We start from the raw sequence: 22,542 nt of genomic DNA on the forward strand, positions 1-22,542 counted from the left end.
ACCCTTAATAAGTCCGAATCTTAGGTTCAAAAGTCGGAACAGTTTTCGGCGAGAAATTCACGGCACGCTTGGCAACGCGCTTGTCACCCGGGAAGTACAGGGTGTGGCACAGCCAGTTTTCGTCATCACGATCTTCAAAGTCTTCACGGGCGTGCGCGCCGCGGGACTCTTTACGGACTTCGGCCGCAATGGCAGTAGCCTCAGCGACTTCCAGCAGGTTTTGCAGCTCAAGCGCTTCGATACGTGCAGTGTTGAACGCCTGCGACTTATCGTTGATTTTCACGTTGGCGATACGGGTGCGCAGGTCTGCCAGCTGGGCAATACCTTTCTGCATGTATTCGCCGGTACGGAATACGCCGAAGTAGTTCTGCATGCAGCTTTGCAGCTCGCGACGCAGCGTAGCAACGTCTTCGCCATCGGTACGGCTGTTCAGTGCATTGAGGCGCGACAGGGCAGCGTCGATATCAGCTTCGGTGGCGTCATCGTATTCGATGCCGTCAGTCAATGCTTTCTCGAGGTGCAGGCCGGCAGCGCGGCCGAACACTACCAGGTCGAGCAGCGAGTTGCCGCCCAGACGGTTGGCACCATGAACCGATACGCAAGCCACTTCGCCGACGGCGAACAGACCATGAATGATCTCGTCCACGCCTTCAGCGTTCTGGGTGATCGCCTGGCCATGAATGTTGGTCGGAACACCGCCCATCATATAGTGGCAAGTCGGAACAACCGGAACCGGAGCAACAACCGGGTCAACGTGTGCGAAAGTCTTCGACAGTTCGCAGATGCCTGGCAGACGGCTGTGCAGCACTTCTTCACCCAGGTGATCGAGTTTGAGCAGCACGTGGTCGCCATTCGGACCGCAACCGTTACCCGCGATGATTTCCTTAACCATCGAGCGGGCAACAACGTCACGACCGGCAAGGTCTTTGGCGTTCGGAGCATAACGCTCCATGAAACGCTCGCCGTGCTTGTTGATCAGGTATCCACCTTCACCACGGCAACCTTCGGTAACCAGTACACCGGCGCCGGCGATGCCGGTTGGGTGGAACTGCCACATTTCGATGTCCTGTACCGGCACACCCGCACGCAGAGCCATGCCGACGCCGTCACCGGTGTTGATCAGGGCGTTGGTGGTGGACGCGTAGATACGACCTGCACCGCCGGTTGCCAGAACAGTAGCCTTGGCGCGGATGTAGGTGGTTTCACCGGTTTCGATGCAGATAGCGATCACACCGACGAACTCGCCTTGAGCGTTTTTCACCAGGTCGACAGCGTAGTACTCGTTCAGGAACGTGGTACCGGCTTTCAGGTTGCCCTGATAAAGGGTGTGCAGCAGTGCGTGACCGGTACGGTCGGAAGCGGCGCAAGTACGGGCAGCCTGCCCGCCTTTACCGTAATCCTTCGACTGACCGCCGAACGGACGCTGGTAGATGCGGCCCTGTTCGGTACGCGAGAACGGCATCCCCATGTGGTCCAGCTCATAAACAGCAGCCGGGCCTTCCTGACACATGTATTCGATAGCGTCCTGGTCACCGATGTAGTCGGAGCCCTTGACGGTATCGTACATGTGCCAGCGCCAGTCATCGTTCGGATCGGCAGAAGCGATCGCGCAGGTGATGCCACCCTGAGCCGATACAGTGTGCGAACGAGTCGGGAAAACCTTGGTGATCACGGCAGTCTTGTGACCACCCTGTGCCAGTTGCAGCGCAGCGCGCATGCCAGCACCGCCGCCACCAATAATGATGGCGTCGAAAGAAATCGTTGGAATGTTAGCCATGAATCAGATACCCCAGAGAATCTGCACACCCCAGACGAAGTAAGCGAACATCGCAACGCCGCATACTGCCTGGAAAAGGAAACGTACTGCGGTCGCGGACTTGCCCAGCGCCATTGGCGTCAGGTAGTCGGTCGCGATGGTCCACATGCCGACCCAGGCGTGAGCGCCAAGGGCAACGAGGGCCAGCAGACTGAAGATACGCATCCCGTTGTGGGCGAACAGGCCATGCCACTGGTCGTAACCAATGCCCGGATTCGCTGCAAGGTATCCGATCAGGAAGATGAAATAAGCCGCGAGAACAACCGCAGACACACGTTGCGCCATCCAGTCATAGAGGCCCGAACGCGAAAGGTTCGTAACGCTGGTTACCATATCCAAACTCCTGCCAGAACGATCAGCACCACGGAAATGGCGACGATGATTTTCGAGCCCAGGCGGCCGCCTTCCAGCGTCTCACCGATGCCCATATCCATGATCAAGTGGCGCACACCGGCTACCAGGTGATACAGCAGAGCGGACAGGAGGCCCCATGCTACGAACTTGGCCAGCGGGCTGGTCAAGCATGCCTTCACCTCGGCAAAACCTTCCTCGGAATCCAGGGATTTGCCCAATGCATAAAGCATGAAGCCCAGGCCCAGGAAGAGGATGATGCCGGAAACACGGTGAAGAAACGACGTAACGCCGGTGATGGGGAGTTTGATGGTCCTTAGGTCTAGGTTTACAGGTCGTTGGCTTTTCACGGCTTTTTTTTCACACTGAAGAGCCCCTAACAATCAGGGCAAAGTTGTTGGGGAGTGCACTGGTCAGGTAACCACCACCCAGGGATGCGACCCCCAATAAAGCAGGCCCAAAAGCCCTTGGCGGTCGGTGGCCGAGTATAGACAGTTAGGCTACTAATGACAACGCAATCACCTACCCCAAATAGCGCATTGCACAAGTCGTATAAAAGGCGTAAATGGCAGTCAATTTCGAGGAAAAAGGGCAGTTAAAGCCTTCTGGAGCAAGACTTTAGGCAAATTGACATTCGAATTTATCTCACTATAGTGGTGCGGGCCCTGCGTGGGGGGTCTGTCTGATGGTTCAAGCATAAATAGGAGGCCACATGGCTGACAAAAAAGCGCAGTTGATCATCGAGGGCGCAGCCCCCGTCGAGCTGCCCATTTTAACCGGCACCGTTGGTCCCGATGTTATTGATGTTCGGGGCCTGACGGCCACGGGCCGCTTCACTTTCGACCCGGGTTTCATGTCGACCGCCTCGTGCGAATCGAAGATCACCTATATCGACGGCGACAACGGCATTCTGTTGCACCGCGGCTACCCGATCGAACAGCTGGCTGAAAAGTCGGACTACCTGGAAACCTGCTATCTGCTGCTCAACGGCGAACTGCCGACCGCAGAACAGAAGGCCCAGTTCGTCAGCACCGTGAAAAACCACACCATGGTTCACGAGCAGCTGAAAACCTTCTTCAACGGTTTCCGTCGCGACGCCCACCCGATGGCCGTCATGTGCGGCGTAGTCGGCGCCCTCTCGGCCTTCTACCACGACTCCCTCGACATCAATAACCCGCAGCATCGCGAAATCTCCGCGATCCGTCTGGTTGCGAAGATGCCGACCCTGGCAGCGATGGTTTACAAGTACTCCATGGGTCAACCCATGATGTACCCGCGCAACGACCTGACGTACGCGGAAAACTTCCTGCACATGATGTTCAACACCCCGTGCGAGATCAAACCGATCAGCCCGGTGCTCGCCAAGGCCATGGACAAGATCTTCATCCTCCATGCCGACCACGAGCAGAACGCATCGACTTCCACCGTGCGTCTGGCGGGCTCTTCGGGTGCCAACCCGTTCGCCTGTATCGCCGCCGGTATCGCCGCACTGTGGGGCCCTGCCCACGGCGGTGCGAACGAAGCCGTTCTGACCATGCTTGACGAAATTGGCGATGTGTCCAACATCGACAAGTTCATCGCCAAGGCCAAGGACAAGAACGACCCGTTCAAGCTGATGGGCTTCGGTCACCGCGTTTACAAGAACCGCGATCCTCGCGCGACTGTGATGAAGCAGACCTGCGACGAAGTATTGAAGGAACTGGGTATCAACAACGATCCGCAACTCCAACTGGCCATGCGCCTGGAAGAGATCGCGCTGACCGACCCGTACTTCATCGAACGCTCGCTGTACCCGAACGTCGACTTCTACTCGGGGATCATCCTCAAGGCGATTGGCATTCCAACCAGCATGTTCACTGTGATTTTCGCGCTGGCACGTACTGTTGGCTGGATCTCCCACTGGAAAGAGATGCTCTCGAGCCCGTACAAGATTGGCCGTCCGCGCCAGTTGTACACCGGCTACGAGTCGCGTGACATTACCAAGCTGGAAGACCGCAAATAAGATTTGTCTTGCGATAACGTTTTAAGTTGTACCGGGAACGGCCTCTATTTATATAGGGGCCGTTTTTGTTTGTTTGGTTTCAGCGGCCTGTGGGCCGACTGTGTTTTTGATTGGGGGCATATCCGTTTTTGCGGGTGTTGCCGCTGGCGGTTTCGCTTTTACAGCGAGTCCCTTTTTCAAACGCCAAAAAGGAACCAAAAGGCTTTGCCCCTGGCGTACGGCACTTCGCTGAAGCTCAGTGTTCCCTCGCTACGGTGTCCATCCGGGGGCATCGCTCGGCCTGCCGATGGGGCAAAAAAATCAAAAGCCAAAGCCAAAGCCAAAGCAAGATCAAGAGCCCCCTCACCCTAGCCTTCTCCCGGAGGGAGAGGGAACTGATCGAGGTGTTTGGCAGAGCTATGCCGACCTGGGATACCGAGTCGAACTTAGATTCTGAAAGCCTCACAAATCGGCTCCCTCTCCTCGGGGAGAGGGCCGGGGTGAGGGGCGAACACAACACAAAACCTAAGCCGACCGCATCGCTCTCCCGCCACTCAACAGGATGAGCGTTAGCTCGGCTGCAGCTTTTGATCTGTAAGGCGACGTCGGAAAGCCCGATAACCGCCCACAAAAAAAATGCCCCGATCTCTCAACCGGGGCATTCAGAACAACATTACAAAACCATCAAGCAATCAATGCGAAACCGCCCCACTCGCCCCCAACCCTGTCTGCGAACGCACAAACTGAGGGAAGAACAACGCACGTTCCCGGTCCGCAGCCGCCGACTTGTCAGTGATCGAGAAGAACCAGATCCCCACAAACGCAATGATCATCGAGAACAGCGCCGGGTACTCATAAGGGAAGATCGCCTTCTCATGATGCAGAATCTGCACCCAGATGGTCGGGCCGAGAATCATCAGGCCAACAGCGCTGACCAGACCCAACCAGCCACCAATCATCGCCCCACGAGTCGTCAGCTTCTTCCAGTACATCGAAAGCAGCAATACCGGGAAGTTACAGCTCGCCGCGATCGAGAACGCCAGGCCAACCATGAACGCAATGTTCTGGCTCTCGAAGAGAATGCCCAGACCAATCGCCAGCACCGCCAGGGCAATCGTGGTGATCTTCGAAACGCGAATCTCGTCCTTCTCGTTCGCCTTGCCCTTTTTGATAACGCTGGCGTAGAGGTCGTGAGAAACCGCCGAAGCACCCGCCAGGGTCAGACCTGCCACTACAGCAAGGATGGTCGCGAAGGCAACCGCCGAGATGAAGCCAAGGAAGATGCTACCGCCGACCGCGTTGGCCAGGTGCACCGCCGCCATGTTGTTGCCGCCCAACAGCGCGCCAGCAGCATCTTTGAAGGCCGGGTTAGTGCTGACCAGCAGGATCGCGCCGAAGCCGATAATGAACGTCAGAATGTAGAAGTAGCCAATGAACCCGGTAGCGTACAGCACGCTCTTACGGGCTTCTTTTGCATCACTCACGGTGAAGAAGCGCATGAGGATGTGCGGCAGGCCAGCGGTACCGAACATCAACGCCAGACCCAGCGAGAATGCCGAAACCGGATCCTTGACCAGACCGCCCGGGCTCATGATCGCTTCGCCCTTGGCGTGCACCTTGATCGCCTCGGAGAACAGCGTGTTGAAGTCGAAGTTGACGTGCTTCATCACCATCAGTGCCATGAACGATGCACCCGACAGCAGCAACACTGCCTTGATGATCTGCACCCAGGTGGTTGCCAGCATGCCGCCGAACAGCACGTACATGCACATCAGCACACCAACAAGAATCACCGCAACGTGGTAATCCAGACCAAACAGCAGCTGGATCAGCTTGCCCGCACCCACCATTTGCGCGATCAGGTAGAACGCCACCACCACCAGCGAACCGCAGGCGGACAGCGAGCGAATCTGGGTTTGCCCGAGGCGGTAGGACGCCACGTCGGCAAAGGTGTATTTACCCAGGTTACGCAGACGCTCGGCGATCAGGAACAGAATGATCGGCCAGCCCACCAGGAAGCCGATCGAGTAGATCAGGCCATCGTAGCCGGAGGTGAACACCAGCGCGGAAATCCCCAGGAAGGACGCCGCCGACATGTAGTCACCGGCAATCGCCAAACCGTTCTGGAAACCGGTGATCTTGCCGCCCGCTGCATAGTAGTCGGCCGCGGAGTTGTTTTTCTTCGAGGCCCAGTAGGTGATGTACAAAGTGGCGCCGACAAATGCCACGAACATCAGGATCGCGGGAATGTTCAGCGGCTGCTTGGCCACCTCACCGGTCAAGGCATCAGCTGCCCAGGCACCCGGTGCGAAAGCTGCAACGCTCAATAGAGCCAGTAGACGCCGGATCATTGCTGAGCCTCCTTGAGAATCGCATTGTTCAGGTCGTCGAACTCGCCATTGGCGCGCTTTACGTAGATGCCGGTCAGGATGAAGGCCGAAAGAATCAGCCCGACACCGATAGGAATGCCCCAGGTAATGGAGGACTCAGGACTGATCTTCGCGCCCAGAAGATGCGGCCCGTAAGCAATCAGAAGGATGAAACCGGAGTAAAGCCCAAGCATGATCGCTGAAAGAATCCAGGCGAACTTTTCTCGCTTGCTAACCAGTTCCTTGAATCGGGGACTGTTTTGAATCGAGAGGTAAATGCTGTCGTTCATTGTTTTTATCCTCGCAGCACAGATTATTGTTGGAACGATATCCACTGTATGCGGCTGCGAGCCAGGTTCCAGACGACCTTAGTAGTAGAACGCCATGACAGCTTTGCCATTCTCAAGCACATATAAAAAACTGTGGGAGCTGGCTTGCCAGCGATTGCGTCATGCCAGTCGACTGATTAGCCAACTGACAGACCGCTATCGCGGGCAAGCCCGCTCCCACAGGGTTCGCGGTGAAAAAGCTATGTCAGGTTATTTAGTCCAGTCAGCCACACGCTCCGGGTGCTTGGCTACCCAGGCTTTGGCGGCGGCGTCAGGTTTTGCACCGTCCTGAATCGCCAGCATCACTTCGCCAATTTCGTCCTTCGAGGCCCACTGGAAGTTTTTCAGGAACTTCGCCACTTCCGGCGCTTTGGCATCAAGCTCTTTGCTGCCGATGCTGTTCACGGTTTCAGCTGCACCGTAAACGCCTTTCGGGTCGTCGAGGAAACGCAGTTTCCACTTGGCGAACATCCAGTGCGGTACCCAACCGGTGACGGCGATGGATTCGTTTTTCTTCTCGGCGCGGGTCAGTTCGGCGATCATGCCGGCGCCGGAACTGGCCTTGAGCGAGTATTTGTCGAGGCCGTAGTCCTTGATCGCCTGATCAGTCTTGAGCATCACACCTGAACCGGCATCGATGCCGACGATGCGATTTTTGAAGGTGTCGTCGGTTTTCAGGTCTTCGATGGATTTGGCTTTGACGTACTCCGGCACGATCAGGCCGATTTTTGCATCCTTGAAGTTCGGGCCGTAGTCGACGACCTGATCCTTGTTCTTCGTCCAGTAATCACCATGGGTTACTGGCAGCCAGGCCGAGAGCATGGCGTCAAGTTTGCCGGTGGCCACACCTTGCCACATGATCCCGGTGGCGACGGCTTGCAGTTTCACGTCGTAGCCGAGTTTCTGCTTGATCACTTCGGCCGCCACGTGGGTGGTCGCGACGCTGTCGGACCAGCCGTCAACGTAACCGATGTTCAGGGTCTGTTTTTCAGCGCTGGCGAAAGTGGAGCTCATCGCAAGCGCCAGAACGGCACCTGCGCTTAAAAGTCGTCGCATCTTCATTGTTACTTCCCCGAAATGCTGCGCCCGACGGATGCCGGGCATCGTCAACGTATTGTTATGGTGCACAGCGCCCCCATCACGCCCGACCGCACACTCATTCGAACATCAGCGCGATTTATCAATAAGGGTTACTGACGACTTCGATCATCAACCTGACGCCCGAGGCGACCTGCTCTGCCAGCGACCTCAAGGCAACGAGAAACGACATTAGAAGGCCATTAACCACGTCTATATAAATGACGCCAAATAATCCGCCCGAACTTTGCATGTCAAAATCATGCGAGCCACCTACCGCCGGATAAATACAGGTAACATGCGTCGCTTTGCAGCCACTCGGCCTGACCATGTCCGCGACGCCCCGCTTTCCTTTTCTCCCTTATCTCTTCGCCTGCCTGCTCGGACTGTTTGCCTTCGGCGGCTTCTGGTATGGCCTCGGCAAACCGGTGATCCTGCCGGACGCCGCAACACCGACGCACAAGCTGCAATGCGCTTCCTACACCCCGTTCGACAAAGACCAGTCGCCATTCGACGTACCGTTCAAGTTGCGCCCGGAGCGCATGGACGCCGACCTCGCCCTGCTCGCCACCCGCTTCGAATGCATCCGCACCTACTCGATGACCGGCCTTGAAGCACTGCCGGATCTGGCGCGTAAACATGGCCTGAAATTGATGATCGGCGCCTGGGTCAACAGCAACCCGGTGGAAAGCGAGAAGGAAGTCGACCTACTGATCGCATCGGCCAACGCCAACCCGGACGTGGTCAGCTCGGTGATCGTCGGCAACGAAGTGTTGCTGCGCAAGGAAGTCACCGGCGGACAGCTGGTGAAGCTGATCAACAAGGTCAAAAGTCAGATCAAACAACCGGTGACGTACGCCGATGTCTGGGAATTCTGGCTCAAACACCCGGAAGTCGCGCCAGCGGTGGATTTCCTGACCATTCACTTGCTGCCGTACTGGGAAGACGATCCGTCGAATATCGATGCGGCGCTGCAGCATGTGGCGCAGGTGCGCCAGGTATTCGGCAACAAGTTCGCACCCAAGGACTTGATGATTGGCGAAACCGGCTGGCCGAGTGAAGGTCGCCAGCGCGAGACGGCACTGCCGAGCCGGGTCAACGAAGCGAAGTTCATTCGTGGTTTTGTTGCCATGGCCGAGAAAGAAGGCTGGCATTACAACCTGATCGAAGCTTTCGATCAGCCATGGAAGCGTGCCAGTGAAGGCGCGGTTGGCGGGTATTGGGGGTTGTTCGATGCCGACCGTCAGGACAAAGGCATACTCGCGGGGCCGGTGACGAACGTGCCGCACTGGAAGCAGTGGCTGGCGGTCGGCGGTCTGATTTTCCTTGGCACCCTGTTTCTCGGTGGTCGGGTGCGCAATACGCGCTCGGCATTGGTGCTGCCGCTGTTAGGCGCCCTCGCCGCTTGCTCGATCGGGGCCTGGGGTGATCTGGCATTTGTGACCACACGATTTGCCAGCGAATGGCTGTGGGTGGGCTTTCTGACGGCCTTGAATCTGTTGGTGCTGGCGCATGCTGCGCTGACCTTGAGCGCTCGTACGGGCTGGCGTGAGCGCATCTTCAATCTGCTGGAACGGCGTGCCGGATGGCTGGTGGCGGCCGCCGGATTTGCGGCTGCGGTGATGATGCTCGAGATGGTGTTCGATGCACGTTATCGCAGCTTTGCCACCATGGCATTTGTGCTGCCGGCGCTGGTTTATCTCTGCCGACCGGTGAACGTGCCGCGTCGGGAGATTGCTCTGCTGACGTTCATCATAGGCGCCGGCATTGCGCCGCAGTTGTATCTGGAAGGCATGCAGAATCAGCAGGCCTGGGGTTGGGCACTGGTCAGCGGGTTGATGGTTGTGGCTTTGTGGCGCTGCCTTCGCGTTCGCACCCGCTGATCTTCAGCGTTTGTGCCGGCCTCTTCGCGAGCAGGCTCGCTCCCACATTAGATCTGGGTGTTCCCCAATACCCTGTGGGAGCGGGCTTGCCCGCGATGACTGACCGTTATGCGCTACGGGACGCCCGGACCAGGCGCAGCCCCGCAATCACCCCGGCAAACACCGCCAACGTCGTGTTGTACAACGCCAGTGCCGGCAGCCCGAACACCAGCGCCAACACCGCCAACCACCACCCTGCCCGCCCCGGCACGACAAAACCGATCAGCGCACAGCTCAGTGCCGCCCAGCCCAATACCTTGAAGTGAATCATCAGCCCAAGACTGGCTCGCAGCTGACATTCCCAACGGCTGGCCTCATCGACGCAAATCCCCACCCATTTGCCATCCTCCATGAAGCCATAACGCGCGCCGTAGCTGGCGGCCAGCCACAATGGCAACAAAACGAGTAACAGAATCACGGGCAAGCGGCGGGACATGAAGCACTCCAATCTTCGGAAATCGGCGGCCAGCTTAATCCGCCGCCAACCATACGCAAGCAATAACAACTGTTAACTAGGCATCCAATCAGTGCAAAGTGTATCGTCCAGCTACTATTACTCCGAATTCTGCCTGTTTGGTGCCGCGGCATGGCACTTTGGCGCAAGCACGGTGGTCATAGCCTGCGAACTTCATTCGGCACCTTCCTCTTAGGGATCCAGTCATGCTCCATTCCTTGCGCTTCGCCGCGCTGTTTAGCGGCCTTATTTTGAGTGCGTCCGCACTGGCGGTGGATATCGACGCCGCCAGTTATGGCTATCCCCTGACCAACCCGTTCGAGGCGACCATCGCCACGACTCCGCCGGACTTGCGCCCGGAACTGCCGTTGGACGACGACATCAATCAATCGGACCGCAGCGTCACTCTGCGTCCGGAGCGCGAGTTCATCCTGCCGGACAACTTCTGGCCGGTGAAGAAGCTGACCTACCGAATCGCCGAACAGGACAAACCCGCGCCGCTGATCTTCCTGATCGCCGGCACCGGCGCCCGCTTCGACAGCACCCTCAACGAATACCTGAAAAAGCTCTACTACAAGGCCGGCTACCACGTCGTGCAGCTGTCTTCACCGACCAGCTTCGACTTCATCAGCGCTGCGTCCCGCTTCGCTACGCCGGGTATTACCAAAGAAGACGCCGAAGACATGTACCGGGTGATGCAGGCCGTACGGGCGCAAAATCCGGATGTGCCGGTCACCGACTATTACCTCACCGGTTATAGCCTCGGTGCGCTGGATGCCGCATTCGTCGCGCACCTGGACGAGACCCGTCGCAGCTTCAACTTCAAGAAAGTTCTGCTGCTCAATCCGCCCGTCAATCTCTACACCTCGATCACCAACCTCGACAAACTTGTGCAGACCGAGGTTAAAGGCATCAACAACAGCACCACCTTTTATGAACTGGTGCTGGCAAAGCTGACCCGCTACTTCCAGCAGAAAGGCTACATCGATCTCAATGACGCCCTGCTTTACGACTTCCAGCAGTCCAAGCAGCATCTGAGCAACGAGCAGATGGCGATGCTGATCGGCACTTCGTTCCGCTTCTCGGCAGCCGACATTGCCTTTACCTCGGACCTGATCAACCGTCGCGGCCTGATCACCCCGCCGAAATACCCGATCACTGAAGGCACCAGCCTCACGCCGTTCCTCAAGCGTGCGCTGCAATGCGACTTCGATTGCTACCTGACCGAACAGGTCATTCCGATGTGGCGCGCGCGCACCGACGGCGGCAGCCTGCTGCAACTGATCGACCAGGTCAGCCTGTACGCACTCAAGGATTACCTGCACGACAGCCCGAAAATCGCGGTGATGCACAACGCCGACGACGTGATTCTCGGCCCGGGCGACCTCGGCTTCCTGCGCAAGACCTTCGGTGATCGCCTGACCGTTTATCCACTGGGCGGCCATTGCGGCAACATTAACTACCGCGTCAACAGCGACGCGATGCTGGAGTTCTTCCGTGGCTAAATATCTCCTGCTGGTAGCAGCGTTCCTCTGTGCAGGCGTGGCCCAGGCCGACAACAGCAAAGCCAACGCACCGGTGGTGGTCGACAGTGACGGTTTCAAGGAACCGCTGTCCAAACTCAAGTTCAACCCGGGCCTGGACCAGCGTGAATTCGAACGTTCGACGCTCAATGCGCTGGCCGTCTATGACCCGCTGGAGTCGTGGAACCGTCGGGTTTACCACTTCAACTATCGCTTCGACCAATGGGTGTTTCTGCCTGTAGTCGACGGCTATCGTTACGTCACGCCAGGTTTCCTGCGCACCGGCGTAAGCAACTTCTTCAATAACCTTGGCGATGTGCCGAACCTGGTCAACAGCCTGCTGCAGTTCAAAGGCCAGCGCTCGATGGAAACCACCGCGCGCCTGTTGCTCAACACCACGATCGGCATCGCCGGCCTGTGGGACCCGGCCACCGCCATGGGCCTGCCGCGTCAGAACGAAGACTTCGGTCAGACTCTGGGCTTCTACGGCGTACCGGGCGGCGCGTATTTCGTCCTGCCAATTTTCGGCCCATCCAACCTGCGTGACACCGCAGGTCTGGCCGTGGACTACACCACCGAATCGGCGATCAACTTCCTCAACGTCTCGGAAGTCAGCTCCAACCACCCGGAAGTCTGGGCCCTGCGCGCGGTGGACAAGCGCTACCAGACCGGCTTCCGCTACGGTCAGCTGAACTCGCCGTTCGAGTACGAGAAAGTGCGCTACGTGTACACCGAGTCGCGCAAGTTGCAGATTGCCGAGTAGATTCGGCAGGTACAAAAAAGGCCATTCGATGCGAGTCGAATGGCCTTTTTTCATAAAGATCAAAGAATCGCAGCCTACGGCAGCCCCTACATTGGGATGGAGTACACCCTGTAGGAGCTGCCGCAGGCTGCGATCTTTTTAGCCTTTCACAGCTTTCCAGATCTTGCCGATTACCGACACAACCGCCAGCACCACCGCACCGGCAATAATCCCCGCCACACCATTGAGCAGCACCGGCACCACAAACCCCGCGCTACCCGCCGCTGCACCGACGCTTTCAATCCAGTGATGAACCACAGGCACGCCGTGGGTCAGGATGCCGCCGCCGACCAGGAACATCGCCGCCGTGCCGATCACCGACAGAGCCTTCATCATGTAGGGCGCGGCGACCAGAATGCCGTTGCCGATTTTTTGGGCCATTTGCCCCGGCTTCTGGGTCAGCCACAGACCCAGGTCGTCGAGCTTGACGATGCCGGCCACCAGGCCATACACACCGATGGTCATGACAATAGCGATGCCGGACAGCACGATCACTTGCTGGGTCAGCGTGGCGCCAGCCACGGCACCCAGGGTGATGGCGATGATTTCTGCCGAAAGGATGAAGTCGGTGCGGATCGCGCCTTTGATCTTGTCCTTCTCGAACGCCACCAGATCAGTCGCAGGATCGGCTACGGCCGCGCTCAGTTGCGCGTGATCGGCGTCATCTTCAGCCTTGCTGTGCAGAAATTTGTGCGCGAGCTTTTCGAAACCTTCGAAGCACAGATACGCACCACCGACCATCAACAGCGGCGTCACCAGCCACGGCACGAACGCACTGATCGCCAGCGCCGACGGCACCAGAATCAGTTTATTGAGGAACGAGCCCTTGGCCACCGCCCACACCACCGGGATTTCCCGCTCGGCGCGCACGCCGGAGACCTGCTGGGCGTTGAGCGCCAAATCATCGCCGAGCACCCCGGCGGTCTTCTTGGCGGCCATTTTGGTCATCAACGCAACGTCATCCAGTACGGCGGCGATATCGTCGATCAGCACCAGCAAACTGCTTCCTGCCATGAATCCTGTTTCCTTCTATGTATGAATGTTGCGAAGCATAACGCGACCGCAGGCCACATGGGGCATTGTTGAGCGCTGCGCGAGGCCGGTGCTACCATGCGCCACCGCCAGAACAGGCAAGGAACCACCGGGTTTATGAGCACAATCCGCGAGCGCAACAAAGAACTGATCCTGCGTGCTGCCAGTGAGGAGTTTGCCGACAAGGGCTTCGCTGCGACAAAAACCAGCGACATCGCCGCGAAGGCAGGATTGCCCAAGCCCAACGTCTACTACTACTTCAAGTCCAAGGAAAACCTCTACCGCGAGGTGTTGGAAAGCATTATCGTGCCGATCTTGCAGGCTTCGACTCCGTTCAACGCGGACGGCGTGCCGAGCGAAGTGCTCAGCGGCTACATCCGCTCGAAGATCCGCATCTCCCGCGACCTGCCCTTCGCTTCCAAGGTGTTCGCCAGCGAAATCATGCACGGCGCCCCGCACCTGAGTGCCGACCTGGTCGAGCAGCTCAACGGCCAGGCCAAGCACAACATCGACTGCATCCAGACCTGGATCGACCGCGGCCAGATTGCCCCGATCGACCCCAACCACCTGATGTTCAGCATCTGGGCCGCCACCCAGACCTACGCCGACTTCGACTGGCAGATCTCGGCGATCACCGGCAAGGACAAACTGGATGAAGCGGATTATGAAGCGGCGGCGCAGACGATTACCCGGTTGGTGCTGAAGGGGTGTGAGCCGGATTGAGACCGAGTCGCGGCCATCGCTGGCAAGCCAGCTCCCTCAGGTTTCTGTGCCGAACACAAATTCTGTGAACGACACTGGTCCCTGTGGGAGCTGGCTTGCCAGCGATAGGGGCAACCCGGTGTCAGATCAAATCCAAATGGCATCCCACAGCGGATAGTCGCCCAGCTTCTCAACCAGACCAGCCCGCAGTGGGTTTGCGACGATATACCGCGCCATTTTCACCAAATCATCCTCCTTTCGAAGTGCCCGGTCATGATAGCCCTGCTGCCATAGCTGCCCACTTCTGCCACTACAAAGATTCACCTCCCGAGTAATCAGGGACTTGGTCTCGCGCATCAGCTTGCGCAGTGAGCAGTTCTCCAGCTCAACGAGCCAATGAAAGTGGTCAGGCATGACTACCCACGCCAGTGATTTTGCCAACCCAAGATCTTGTGCCCGGCGCAATTGGTGAACTACCAATCTACCCAACGCAAAATCGGCAAAAACCGGCTCGCGATTCAGTGTATTGGTTGTCAGTAGATAGACTCTGTTGGGCTCGCCATAACGGCCGGCTCGCAGACGATGTGGAGCAGGAAGATCAGGCAATCCATTGCCCCCTCATGATGAGTTCATCAGAAGGCTAGACCTCAGTGATCCATCTGGCTGACTTAGTCTTTTTTCTTCATGTGTCCATCAGGCCGCCATCGCTGGCAAGCCAGCTCCCACAGGTTTTTGTGTTGAACGCAGAACGGGTGAACTACACAAAACCATGTGGGAGCTGGCTTGCCAGCGATGACTATCAGTCAGACGCTTAAGATCAAGCAGCAACCCCCCCATCCGCCCTCAAATCCAGCGCCTGCACCGCTTTGATCGCCACCTGCTCATCAATGTCCGACAGGTCGCCGCTAATCCCGATCGCACCCAGCAAATTCCCCGCCTGATCGCGGATCAACACACCGCCCGGTGCCGGCACGACGCTGCCCTGCCCCGTGCTGTTGAGTGCCGCGAAGAATGCCGGGCGTTGTTGAGCATCCACTGCCAGCAGGCGTGAGCCCTTGCCCAGCGCAATCGCGCCCCAGGCTTTGCCGATGGCGATCTGCGGGCGCAGCAGGCTGGCGCCGTCTTCGCGTTGCAGGGTGATCAGGTGGCCGCCGGTATCGAGTACCGCGATGGTCAACGGCGCGGCATTGATGCCCCGCCCTGCGCTGATGGCTTCGTTGACCAGGTTGACTGCGACTTTCAAGGTTAAAGCGCTCATGGTGCCGTCCTCATTTTGTTATAGGGAAAGTCGTGGAGCTGCGCTTAAGTGCCGCAGTCCGATGCAACAAATAGAACACAATGAGTTATTTTTTTGTATACAATAATTCTCGAAAAGCGCCACATGCGACGAAAAGCCACAGCAGAACCGGCTTCCGACGAATGAAACAGTCGCTTGAGAAAATGGATTGACCTGCGCCGTCCGCCGTGAATACACTCTGCGCAAAGCCACTTGTATACAATTACAAAACGTAAAGAGGCACAAAACCATGAGCAAAATGAGAGCAATCGAAGCCGCCGTTCTGGTGATGCGCCGTGAAGGGGTTGATACCGCTTTTGGCATTCCGGGCGCTGCAATCAACCCGCTGTACTCCGCCTTGCAGAAAGTCGGTGGCATCGATCACGTCCTTGCTCGCCACGTTGAAGGCGCCTCGCACATGGCCGAGGGCTACACCCGCACCAAGGCCGGCAACATCGGCGTGTGCATCGGGACTTCCGGCCCTGCCGGTACCGACATGGTCACCGGGCTCTACAGCGCCTCGGCCGACTCGATTCCAATCCTGTGCATTACCGGCCAGGCACCCCGCGCCCGTATGCACAAGGAAGACTTCCAGGCTGTCGACATCACCAGCATCGTCAAGCCAGTCACCAAGTGGGCGACCACTGTTCTGGAACCGGGCCAAGTGCCGTACGCGTTCCAGAAAGCGTTCTTTGAAATGCGCTCCGGCCGTCCAGGCCCTGTGCTGATCGACCTGCCGTTCGACGTGCAGATGGCCGAAATCGAATTCGACATTGACGCTTACCAGCCTCTGCCGCTGGCCAAGCCGACCGCGACCCGTGTTCAGGTCGAGAAGGCTTTGGCCCTGCTCGATCAGGCCGAGCGTCCATTGCTGGTGGCCGGCGGTGGCATCATCAACGCCGATGCCAGCGATCTGCTGGTTGAATTCGCTGAACTGACCGGCATCCCGGTCATCCCGACCCTGATGGGCTGGGGCACCATCCCGGACGATCACCCGCTGATGGTCGGCATGGTTGGTCTGCAGACTTCGCACCGTTACGGCAACGCGACCATGCTGAAATCCGACGTGGTGTTGGGTATCGGTAACCGTTGGGCCAACCGTCACACCGGTTCGGTTGACGTCTATACCGAAGGTCGCAAGTTCATTCACGTCGACATCGAAGGCACGCAGATCGGCCGCGTATTCACACCGGATCTGGGCATCGTGTCCGACGCCGCTGCCGCGCTGACCGTGTTCATCGAAGTCGCCCGTGAGTGGCAAGCGGTCGGCAAGCTGAAAAATCGCAGTGCCTGGCTGCAGGATTGCCAGCAGCGCAAAGCCAGCCTGCACCGCAAGACCCACTTCGACAACGTGCCGGTCAAACCGCAGCGCGTGTATGAAGAGATGAACCAGGTGTTCGGCAAAGACACCTGCTACGTGAGCACCATTGGTCTGTCGCAGATTGCCGGCGCGCAGTTCCTGCACGTCTACAAGCCGCGTCACTGGATCAACTGCGGTCAGGCTGGCCCGTTGGGCTGGACCATTCCGGCCGCACTGGGCGTGGTCAAGGCCGATCCGAGCCGTAAAGTCGTGGCCCTGTCGGGGGACTATGACTTCCAGTTCATGATCGAAGAACTGGCGGTCGGCGCTCAGTTCAAACTGCCTTACATCCACGTCGTGGTGAACAACTCGTACCTGGGCCTGATTCGTCAGGCACAGCGTGGGTTTGAAATGGACTACTGCGTGCAGCTGTCCTTCGATAACCTCAACGCGCCGGAACTCAACGGTTACGGTGTTGACCACGTCGCAGTTGCCGAAGGCCTGGGCTGTAAGGCACTGCGTGTGTTCGAACCATCGGAAATCGCCCCTGCCTTGCGCAAGGCCGAACAGATGATCGAAGAGTTCAAGGTGCCGGTGATCGTCGAGATCATTCTGGAGCGTGTGACCAACATCTCCATGGGTACCGAGATCAACGCCGTCAACGAATTCGAAGACCTGGCGCTGGTCGGCAACGATGCGCCAACGGCGATTTCGCTGCTTGATTAACTGCTGACCGCTCTCCTTGTGGGAGCGAGCCTGCTCGCGAAGACGGCTTCATATCCAACACCGATGTTGGCTGACAGACCGCTTTCGCGAGCAGGCTCGCTCCCACGAGGGGAACCTCACAAGATTTACGGGAGACCACCATGCCGCGTTTCGCAGCCAACCTGTCCATGCTGTTCACCGAACAGGATTTCCTTGCCCGTTTCGACGCCGCCGCCAAGGCTGGTTTCAGTGGTGTTGAATACCTGTTCCCGTACGACTTCAGCTCTGCCGAAATCAAGGCCAGGCTCGACGCCAACGGTCTGACCCAAGTGCTGTTCAACCTGCCGGCCGGTGACTGGGCCAAGGGCGAGCGCGGTATCGCGTGCCTGCCGGATCGGGTTGAAGAGTTCCGCGCCGGGGTTGATCTGGCGATTGCTTACGCACAAGTGCTGGGCAACACCCAGATCAACTGCCTGGCCGGTATTCGTCCGCAGGGCGTTGACGATGCCACCGTTGAAAAGACCTTTGTCGCCAACCTCAAGTACGCCGCCGAAAAGCTGCAAGCAGCGGGCATCAAACTGGTGATGGAAGCGATCAACACCCGTGACATTCCGGGCTTCTACCTGAACAACACGGCGCAAGCCCTGTCGATTCGCGAGCAGGTCGGCAGCGCCAATCTGTTCCTGCAATACGACATCTATCACATGCAAATCATGGAAGGCGATCTGGCCCGCACCCTGCAATCGCACCTGGGCGAGATCAACCATGTGCAGCTCGCGGACAACCCGGGGCGTAACGAGCCAGGCACCGGTGAAATCAACTACCGCTTCCTGTTCGAACACCTTGATCGCATCGGTTATCAGGGTTGGGTTGGCTGTGAATACAAGCCACTGACCACCACCGAAGCAGGCCTCGGCTGGCTGAAAACCCACAACGCGATTTAAGAACACTGCAAAAACCCTGTGGGAGCGAGCCTGCTCGCGAAGAGGCCGGCACATTCACCATCAGTGGCGCCTGGCATATCGCATTCGCGAGCAGGCTCGCTCCCACATAAAAGCAACTCCCCCTATTTGCTTGAGCAAGACAAAAACAAGAGGATTTTCTCATGGCTAAAATCGGATTTATCGGCACCGGCATCATGGGCCACCCAATGGCGGCGAACCTGCAGAAAGCCGGTCACAGCCTGTTCCTGTCGGCGCACCACGACGCCGCGCCTGCCGACCTGGTTGCCGCTGGCGCCGTCGCTTTGGCCAATCCGCGCGAAGTCGCGCAGGAAGCTGAATTCATCATCGTCATGGTGCCGGATACCCCGCAGGTCGATGACGTGCTGTTCCGCGCCGACGGCGTTGCGGCAGGCATCAGCAAAGGCAAAATCGTCATCGACATGAGCTCCATCTCGCCGACCGCCACCAAAGCTTTCGCAGCGAAAATCAACGAGAAAGGCGCGCAATACCTCGACGCGCCAGTGTCCGGCGGTGAAGTCGGCGCCAAAGCCGCGACCCTGAGCATCATGATCGGTGGCGACGCCGACGCCTTCGAACGCGCATTGCCGCTGTTCCAGGCCATGGGCAAGAACATCACCCTGGTCGGTGGCAATGGCGACGGTCAGACCGCCAAGGTCGCCAACCAGATCATCGTTGCCCTGAACATCCAGGCCGTCGCCGAAGCGCTGCTGTTTGCTTCGAAAAACGGTGCGGATCCAGCCAAGGTGCGTGAGGCGCTGATGGGTGGTTTCGCCTCGTCCAAGATTCTCGAAGTACACGGCGAGCGCATGATCAAAGGCACCTTCGATCCAGGCTTCCGCATCAGCCTGCACCAGAAGGACCTGAACCTGGCCCTGCAGGGCGCCAAGGAGCTGAACATCAACCTGCCGAACACCGCCAACACTCAGCAAGTGTTCAGCACCTGCGCGGCGATCGGTGGCAGCAACTGGGACCACTCGGCGCTGATCAAGGGTCTGGAACACATGGCCAACTTCTCGATTCGCGACAAGAAATAATCTGCGCCTATGGCTCGCTCCCTGTGGGAGCGGGCTTGCCCGCGATGGCATCAACTCGGTCTGCCTGACGACCGCAGCGCCTGAATCGCTGGCAAGCCAGCTCCCACAAGGACCGCGTCGCTACACCGTTGTCGCTTTATCCCAATAACAAGAATTCCGGGAGCCCGCCATGTCGGTCGATCCGCAACAACTGCTGCGCGAGCTGTTTGCTACAGCCATTGACGCGGCCCATCCGCAGCAAGTCCTCGAAGCCCGTCTGCCAGCCGATCGTACCGGTCGGGTGATCGTCATCGGCGCCGGCAAAGCCGCCGCCGCCATGGCGCAAGTGGTCGAGCGCTGCTGGCAGGGTGAAGTATCTGGCCTGGTTGTGACCCGTTACGGTCACGGCGCCCCGTGCGAAAAAATCGAAGTGGTCGAAGCCGCGCATCCAGTGCCGGACGCTGCCGGTCTGGCCGTAGCCAAACGCGTGCTGGACCTGGTCAGCAACCTGACCGAAGACGACCGCGTGATCTTCCTGCTGTCCGGTGGCGGCTCTGCCCTGCTCGCCCTGCCAGCCGAAGGCATCACGCTTGCCGACAAGCAGTCGATCAACAAAGCCCTGCTCAAATCCGGCGCGACCATCGGCGAGATGAACTGCGTGCGCAAGCACCTCTCGGCGATCAAGGGCGGCCGACTCGGCAAAGCCTGCTGGCCGGCGACTGTTTATACCTATGCGATTTCCGATGTACCGGGCGACCTCGCCACGGTCATCGCTTCCGGCCCGACCGTGGCCGACCCGAGCACGTCAGCCGAAGCCTTGGCGATCATCAAGCGCTACGGCATCGAGATCCCGGCGTCGGTACGCACCTGGCTGCAAAGCCCCGAGTCGGAAACCGTCAAACCCGGTGACCCGAGCCTGGCTCGCAGTCATTTCCAGTTGATCGCCCGTCCGCAGCAATCGCTGGATGCCGCCGCGGTGAAATGCCGTCAGGCCGGTTTCAGCACGCTGATCCTCGGCGATCTGGAAGGTGAATCGCGCGAAGTGGCGAAAGTCCACGCCGGCATCGCCCGCCAGATCATCAACCACGGCCAGCCACTGGCCGCACCTTGCGTGATCCTTTCCGGCGGCGAAACCACCGTGACCGTGCGCGGCAATGGCCGTGGCGGTCGCAATGCCGAATTCCTCCTGAGCCTGACCGACAGCCTAAAGGGCCAGCCCGGCGTCTACGCCTTGGCCGGTGACACTGACGGCATCGACGGCTCGGAAGACAACGCCGGCGCCATCATGACCCCGGACAGCTACGCCCGCGCCGCCGCCCTTGGCCTGAGCGCCAGCGACGAGCTGGATAACAACAACGGCTACGGCTACTTCCAGGCACTCGACGCGCTGATCGTCACCGAGCCGACCCGCACCAATGTCAACGACTTCCGCGCCATTCTGATCCTTGAGAACTCTAAATCATGACGCCTGATAAAAAGGTCAAAATCCTCGCCACCCTCGGGCCTGCGGTCGATGGCATTGACGCTATCCGCGAACTGGTCGAGGCCGGGGTCAATATCTTCCGCCTCAACTTCAGCCACGGTGATCACGCCGACCACGCCAAGCGCTATCAGTGGATTCGCGAAGTCGAGCGCCAGCTCAACTATCCGCTGGGCATTCTGATGGACCTGCAAGGGCCGAAACTGCGCGTCGGCAAATTCGCTGACGGCAAGGTGCAGTTGCATCGCGGCCAGGCATTCCGTCTCGATCTGGACGCAACACCGGGCGATGAGCGTCGGGTCAACCTGCCCCATCCGGAGATTATCGAAGCGCTGGAAGCGGGCATGGATCTGCTGCTCGACGACGGAAAACTGCGCCTGCGCGTGGTCACCAAATACGCCGACGCGATCGACACCACCGTGCTCAATGGCGGCGAACTGTCGGATCGCAAAGGCGTGAACGTGCCACAAGCGGTGCTCGAACTCAGCCCGCTGACCGCCAAGGATCGCCGTGACCTGAGTTTCGGTCTGGAGCTGGGCGTGGATTGGGTCGCGCTGTCGTTTGTGCAGCGCCCTCAAGACATTCTCGAGGCCCGCGCACTTATCGGTGACAAAGCGTTCCTGATGGCGAAAATCGAGAAGCCGTCGGCGGTTGAGCAACTGCGTGAAATCGCCGAACTGAGCGACGCGATCATGGTGGCTCGCGGTGATCTGGGCGTAGAAGTCCCGGCCGAGAGCGTGCCGCAGATCCAGAAAAACATCATCACCACCTGCCGCGAACTCGGCAAACCTGTCGTCGTCGCGACGCAAATGCTCGAGTCGATGCGCTTCTCCCCTGCCCCGACTCGCGCCGAAGTCACCGACGTTGCCAACGCGGTGGCCGAAGGTGCCGATGCGGTCATGCTGTCGGCGGAAACCGCGTCCGGCGAGTATCCGCTGGAAGCTGTGCAGATGATGAGCAAGATCATCCGCCAGGTGGAAAACGGTCCGGATTATCAGACACAACTGGACGTCAGTCGGCCGAAGGCTGAGGCCACCGTGTCCGATGCGATCAGTTGCGCGATCCGGCGCATCAGCAACGTGTTGCCGGTGGCCGTTTTGGTCAACTACAGCGAGTCGGGCGCATCGAGCCTGCGTGCATCGCGGGAACGGCCGAAAGCACCGATCCTCAACCTGACGCCGAACCTGCAGACCGCGCGCCGTTTGAGCGTGGCATGGGGCATTCACTCGGTGGTCAACGATCGCCTGCGTCAGGTCGATGAAGTCTGCTCGACCGCGCTGGAAATCGCCCAGGCGCAGGGAATGGCCGAGCGTGGTGACACGCTGCTGATCACTGCCGGCGTGCCGTTTGGGCAGCCGGGGTCGACGAACTCGCTGCGTATCGAAACATTGATTTAAGCCACACCGTTTCAAGCTCAAAAAGCACCTGGGGGAATAGCGGTAATT

Annotated in this window: 20 protein-coding genes; 10 read left to right on the forward strand and 10 right to left on the reverse strand. The window is 58.7% G+C overall.

What is annotated here, in order from left to right:
- Window positions 1–4 precede the first annotated feature (4 nt).
- From sdhA to sdhC, 3 genes are read right to left on the reverse strand one after another with little or no spacing between them, the layout of a single operon-like run.
- Complete coding sequence (gene sdhA, locus AB4P92_RS07275) at window positions 5–1,777, reverse strand: succinate dehydrogenase flavoprotein subunit (RefSeq protein WP_042558290.1); 1,773 nt, start codon at window positions 1,775–1,777, stop codon at window positions 5–7.
- Between the two features lie 3 nt (window positions 1,778–1,780).
- A complete protein-coding gene (sdhD, locus tag AB4P92_RS07280) occupies window positions 1,781–2,149 on the reverse strand; it encodes a succinate dehydrogenase, hydrophobic membrane anchor protein (protein WP_007977503.1) in 369 nt (122 codons plus the stop codon).
- The gene (sdhC, locus tag AB4P92_RS07285) at window positions 2,143–2,517 is read right to left on the reverse strand and encodes a succinate dehydrogenase, cytochrome b556 subunit (protein ID WP_080896000.1); all 375 of its coding nucleotides are present in this window, start codon (window positions 2,515–2,517) and stop codon (window positions 2,143–2,145) included. Before sdhC ends, sdhD begins: the two co-directional genes overlap by 7 nt.
- A 362-nt stretch (window positions 2,518–2,879) precedes the next feature.
- Between sdhC and gltA the strand changes: the two genes are divergently transcribed.
- Window positions 2,880–4,169: a citrate synthase gene (gene gltA, locus AB4P92_RS07290; protein ID WP_042558288.1), complete on the forward strand. Its 1,290-nt coding sequence runs from the start codon at window positions 2,880–2,882 to the stop codon at window positions 4,167–4,169.
- 671 nt (window positions 4,170–4,840) lie between these two features.
- Here gltA and AB4P92_RS07295 read toward each other — a convergent pair.
- The 3 genes from AB4P92_RS07295 to AB4P92_RS07305 form a co-directional block, all read right to left on the reverse strand.
- A complete protein-coding gene (locus AB4P92_RS07295; RefSeq protein ID WP_042558287.1) occupies window positions 4,841–6,499 on the reverse strand; it encodes a cation acetate symporter in 1,659 nt (552 codons plus the stop codon).
- Window positions 6,496–6,807, reverse strand: coding sequence for a DUF485 domain-containing protein (locus AB4P92_RS07300; RefSeq protein ID WP_042558286.1), 312 nt, complete (start codon window positions 6,805–6,807; stop codon window positions 6,496–6,498). Before AB4P92_RS07300 ends, AB4P92_RS07295 begins: the two co-directional genes overlap by 4 nt.
- A gap of 249 nt (window positions 6,808–7,056) precedes the next feature.
- Window positions 7,057–7,908 (reverse strand): glycine betaine ABC transporter substrate-binding protein, encoded by an 852-nt coding sequence (locus tag AB4P92_RS07305; RefSeq protein WP_042558285.1) that lies wholly within the window; start codon window positions 7,906–7,908, stop codon window positions 7,057–7,059.
- A 302-nt stretch (window positions 7,909–8,210) separates the two neighbouring features.
- Between AB4P92_RS07305 and AB4P92_RS07310 the strand changes: the two genes are divergently transcribed.
- On the forward strand, window positions 8,211–9,806 hold the full coding sequence (locus AB4P92_RS07310) for a glycosyl hydrolase family 17 protein (protein ID WP_395599661.1): 1,596 nt from the start codon (window positions 8,211–8,213) through the stop codon (window positions 9,804–9,806).
- Between the two features lie 106 nt (window positions 9,807–9,912).
- On the opposite strand, the gene AB4P92_RS07315 is transcribed toward AB4P92_RS07310, so the two are convergent.
- Window positions 9,913–10,281, reverse strand: a complete 369-nt coding sequence (locus AB4P92_RS07315) for a hypothetical protein (RefSeq protein ID WP_395599192.1) — start codon at window positions 10,279–10,281, stop codon at window positions 9,913–9,915.
- Window positions 10,282–10,505: 224 nt separating this feature from the next.
- Here AB4P92_RS07315 and AB4P92_RS07320 point away from each other — a divergent pair, with 224 nt between their 5' ends.
- On the forward strand, window positions 10,506–11,804 hold the full coding sequence (locus tag AB4P92_RS07320) for a serine/threonine protein kinase (RefSeq protein ID WP_042558282.1): 1,299 nt from the start codon (window positions 10,506–10,508) through the stop codon (window positions 11,802–11,804).
- Window positions 11,797–12,585, forward strand: coding sequence for a VacJ family lipoprotein (locus AB4P92_RS07325; protein ID WP_047300299.1), 789 nt, complete (start codon window positions 11,797–11,799; stop codon window positions 12,583–12,585). The genes AB4P92_RS07320 and AB4P92_RS07325 overlap by 8 nt, the downstream gene beginning before the upstream one ends.
- Before the next feature lie 138 nt (window positions 12,586–12,723).
- Here the strand turns inward: AB4P92_RS07325 and AB4P92_RS07330 are convergent, their stop codons facing one another.
- Entirely contained in the window at window positions 12,724–13,638 is a 915-nt protein-coding gene (locus AB4P92_RS07330) for a DUF808 domain-containing protein (protein ID WP_261736955.1), read from the reverse strand.
- Window positions 13,639–13,773: 135 nt separating this feature from the next.
- On the opposite strand from AB4P92_RS07330, the gene AB4P92_RS07335 reads away from it, so the two are divergent.
- Complete coding sequence (locus AB4P92_RS07335; RefSeq protein WP_047300297.1) at window positions 13,774–14,379, forward strand: TetR/AcrR family transcriptional regulator; 606 nt, start codon at window positions 13,774–13,776, stop codon at window positions 14,377–14,379.
- A 126-nt stretch (window positions 14,380–14,505) separates the two neighbouring features.
- Here AB4P92_RS07335 and AB4P92_RS07340 read toward each other — a convergent pair whose 3' ends face one another.
- Complete coding sequence (locus AB4P92_RS07340; RefSeq protein ID WP_395599193.1) at window positions 14,506–14,964, reverse strand: REP-associated tyrosine transposase; 459 nt, start codon at window positions 14,962–14,964, stop codon at window positions 14,506–14,508.
- Between the two features lie 211 nt (window positions 14,965–15,175).
- Window positions 15,176–15,616 (reverse strand): heme-binding protein, encoded by a 441-nt coding sequence (locus AB4P92_RS07345; RefSeq protein WP_115147802.1) that lies wholly within the window; start codon window positions 15,614–15,616, stop codon window positions 15,176–15,178.
- Window positions 15,617–15,884: 268 nt separating this feature from the next.
- Here AB4P92_RS07345 and gcl point away from each other — a divergent pair, with 268 nt between their 5' ends.
- The 5 genes from gcl (at window position 15,885) to pyk (ending at window position 22,494) form a co-directional block, all read left to right on the forward strand.
- A complete protein-coding gene (gene gcl, locus AB4P92_RS07350) occupies window positions 15,885–17,660 on the forward strand; it encodes a glyoxylate carboligase (RefSeq protein WP_395599194.1) in 1,776 nt (591 codons plus the stop codon).
- Between the two features lie 140 nt (window positions 17,661–17,800).
- The gene (hyi, locus tag AB4P92_RS07355; RefSeq protein ID WP_395599195.1) at window positions 17,801–18,583 is read left to right on the forward strand and encodes a hydroxypyruvate isomerase; all 783 of its coding nucleotides are present in this window, start codon (window positions 17,801–17,803) and stop codon (window positions 18,581–18,583) included.
- 161 nt (window positions 18,584–18,744) lie between these two features.
- Complete coding sequence (locus AB4P92_RS07360; protein WP_042558274.1) at window positions 18,745–19,638, forward strand: 2-hydroxy-3-oxopropionate reductase; 894 nt, start codon at window positions 18,745–18,747, stop codon at window positions 19,636–19,638.
- A gap of 169 nt (window positions 19,639–19,807) precedes the next feature.
- Window positions 19,808–21,082, forward strand: a complete 1,275-nt coding sequence (locus tag AB4P92_RS07365) for a glycerate kinase (RefSeq protein WP_395599196.1) — start codon at window positions 19,808–19,810, stop codon at window positions 21,080–21,082.
- Window positions 21,079–22,494 (forward strand): pyruvate kinase, encoded by a 1,416-nt coding sequence (pyk, locus tag AB4P92_RS07370; RefSeq protein ID WP_042558272.1) that lies wholly within the window; start codon window positions 21,079–21,081, stop codon window positions 22,492–22,494. The genes AB4P92_RS07365 and pyk overlap by 4 nt, the downstream gene beginning before the upstream one ends.
- Window positions 22,495–22,542: the final 48 nt, after the last annotated feature.

The organism is Pseudomonas sp. A0308 (genome assembly GCF_044218815.1).
Taxonomy (GTDB): Bacteria; Pseudomonadota; Gammaproteobacteria; order Pseudomonadales; family Pseudomonadaceae; genus Aquipseudomonas; species Aquipseudomonas iridis.

Coding starts and splice junctions, on each gene's coding strand:
- sdhA (WP_042558290.1), bottom strand. CDS start 1,777: ATGGCTAACATTCCAACGATTTCTTTCGACGCCATCATTATTGGTGGC.
- sdhD (WP_007977503.1), bottom strand. CDS start 2,149: ATGGTAACCAGCGTTACGAACCTTTCGCGTTCGGGCCTCTATGACTGG.
- gltA (WP_042558288.1), top strand. CDS start 2,880: ATGGCTGACAAAAAAGCGCAGTTGATCATCGAGGGCGCAGCCCCCGTC.
- AB4P92_RS07295 (WP_042558287.1), bottom strand. CDS start 6,499: ATGATCCGGCGTCTACTGGCTCTATTGAGCGTTGCAGCTTTCGCACCG.
- AB4P92_RS07300 (WP_042558286.1), bottom strand. CDS start 6,807: ATGAACGACAGCATTTACCTCTCGATTCAAAACAGTCCCCGATTCAAG.
- AB4P92_RS07305 (WP_042558285.1), bottom strand. CDS start 7,908: ATGAAGATGCGACGACTTTTAAGCGCAGGTGCCGTTCTGGCGCTTGCG.
- AB4P92_RS07315 (WP_395599192.1), bottom strand. CDS start 10,281: ATGTCCCGCCGCTTGCCCGTGATTCTGTTACTCGTTTTGTTGCCATTG.
- AB4P92_RS07320 (WP_042558282.1), top strand. CDS start 10,506: ATGCTCCATTCCTTGCGCTTCGCCGCGCTGTTTAGCGGCCTTATTTTG.
- AB4P92_RS07330 (WP_261736955.1), bottom strand. CDS start 13,638: ATGGCAGGAAGCAGTTTGCTGGTGCTGATCGACGATATCGCCGCCGTA.
- AB4P92_RS07335 (WP_047300297.1), top strand. CDS start 13,774: ATGAGCACAATCCGCGAGCGCAACAAAGAACTGATCCTGCGTGCTGCC.
- AB4P92_RS07345 (WP_115147802.1), bottom strand. CDS start 15,616: ATGAGCGCTTTAACCTTGAAAGTCGCAGTCAACCTGGTCAACGAAGCC.
- gcl (WP_395599194.1), top strand. CDS start 15,885: ATGAGCAAAATGAGAGCAATCGAAGCCGCCGTTCTGGTGATGCGCCGT.
- hyi (WP_395599195.1), top strand. CDS start 17,801: ATGCCGCGTTTCGCAGCCAACCTGTCCATGCTGTTCACCGAACAGGAT.
- AB4P92_RS07360 (WP_042558274.1), top strand. CDS start 18,745: ATGGCTAAAATCGGATTTATCGGCACCGGCATCATGGGCCACCCAATG.
- AB4P92_RS07365 (WP_395599196.1), top strand. CDS start 19,808: ATGTCGGTCGATCCGCAACAACTGCTGCGCGAGCTGTTTGCTACAGCC.
- pyk (WP_042558272.1), top strand. CDS start 21,079: ATGACGCCTGATAAAAAGGTCAAAATCCTCGCCACCCTCGGGCCTGCG.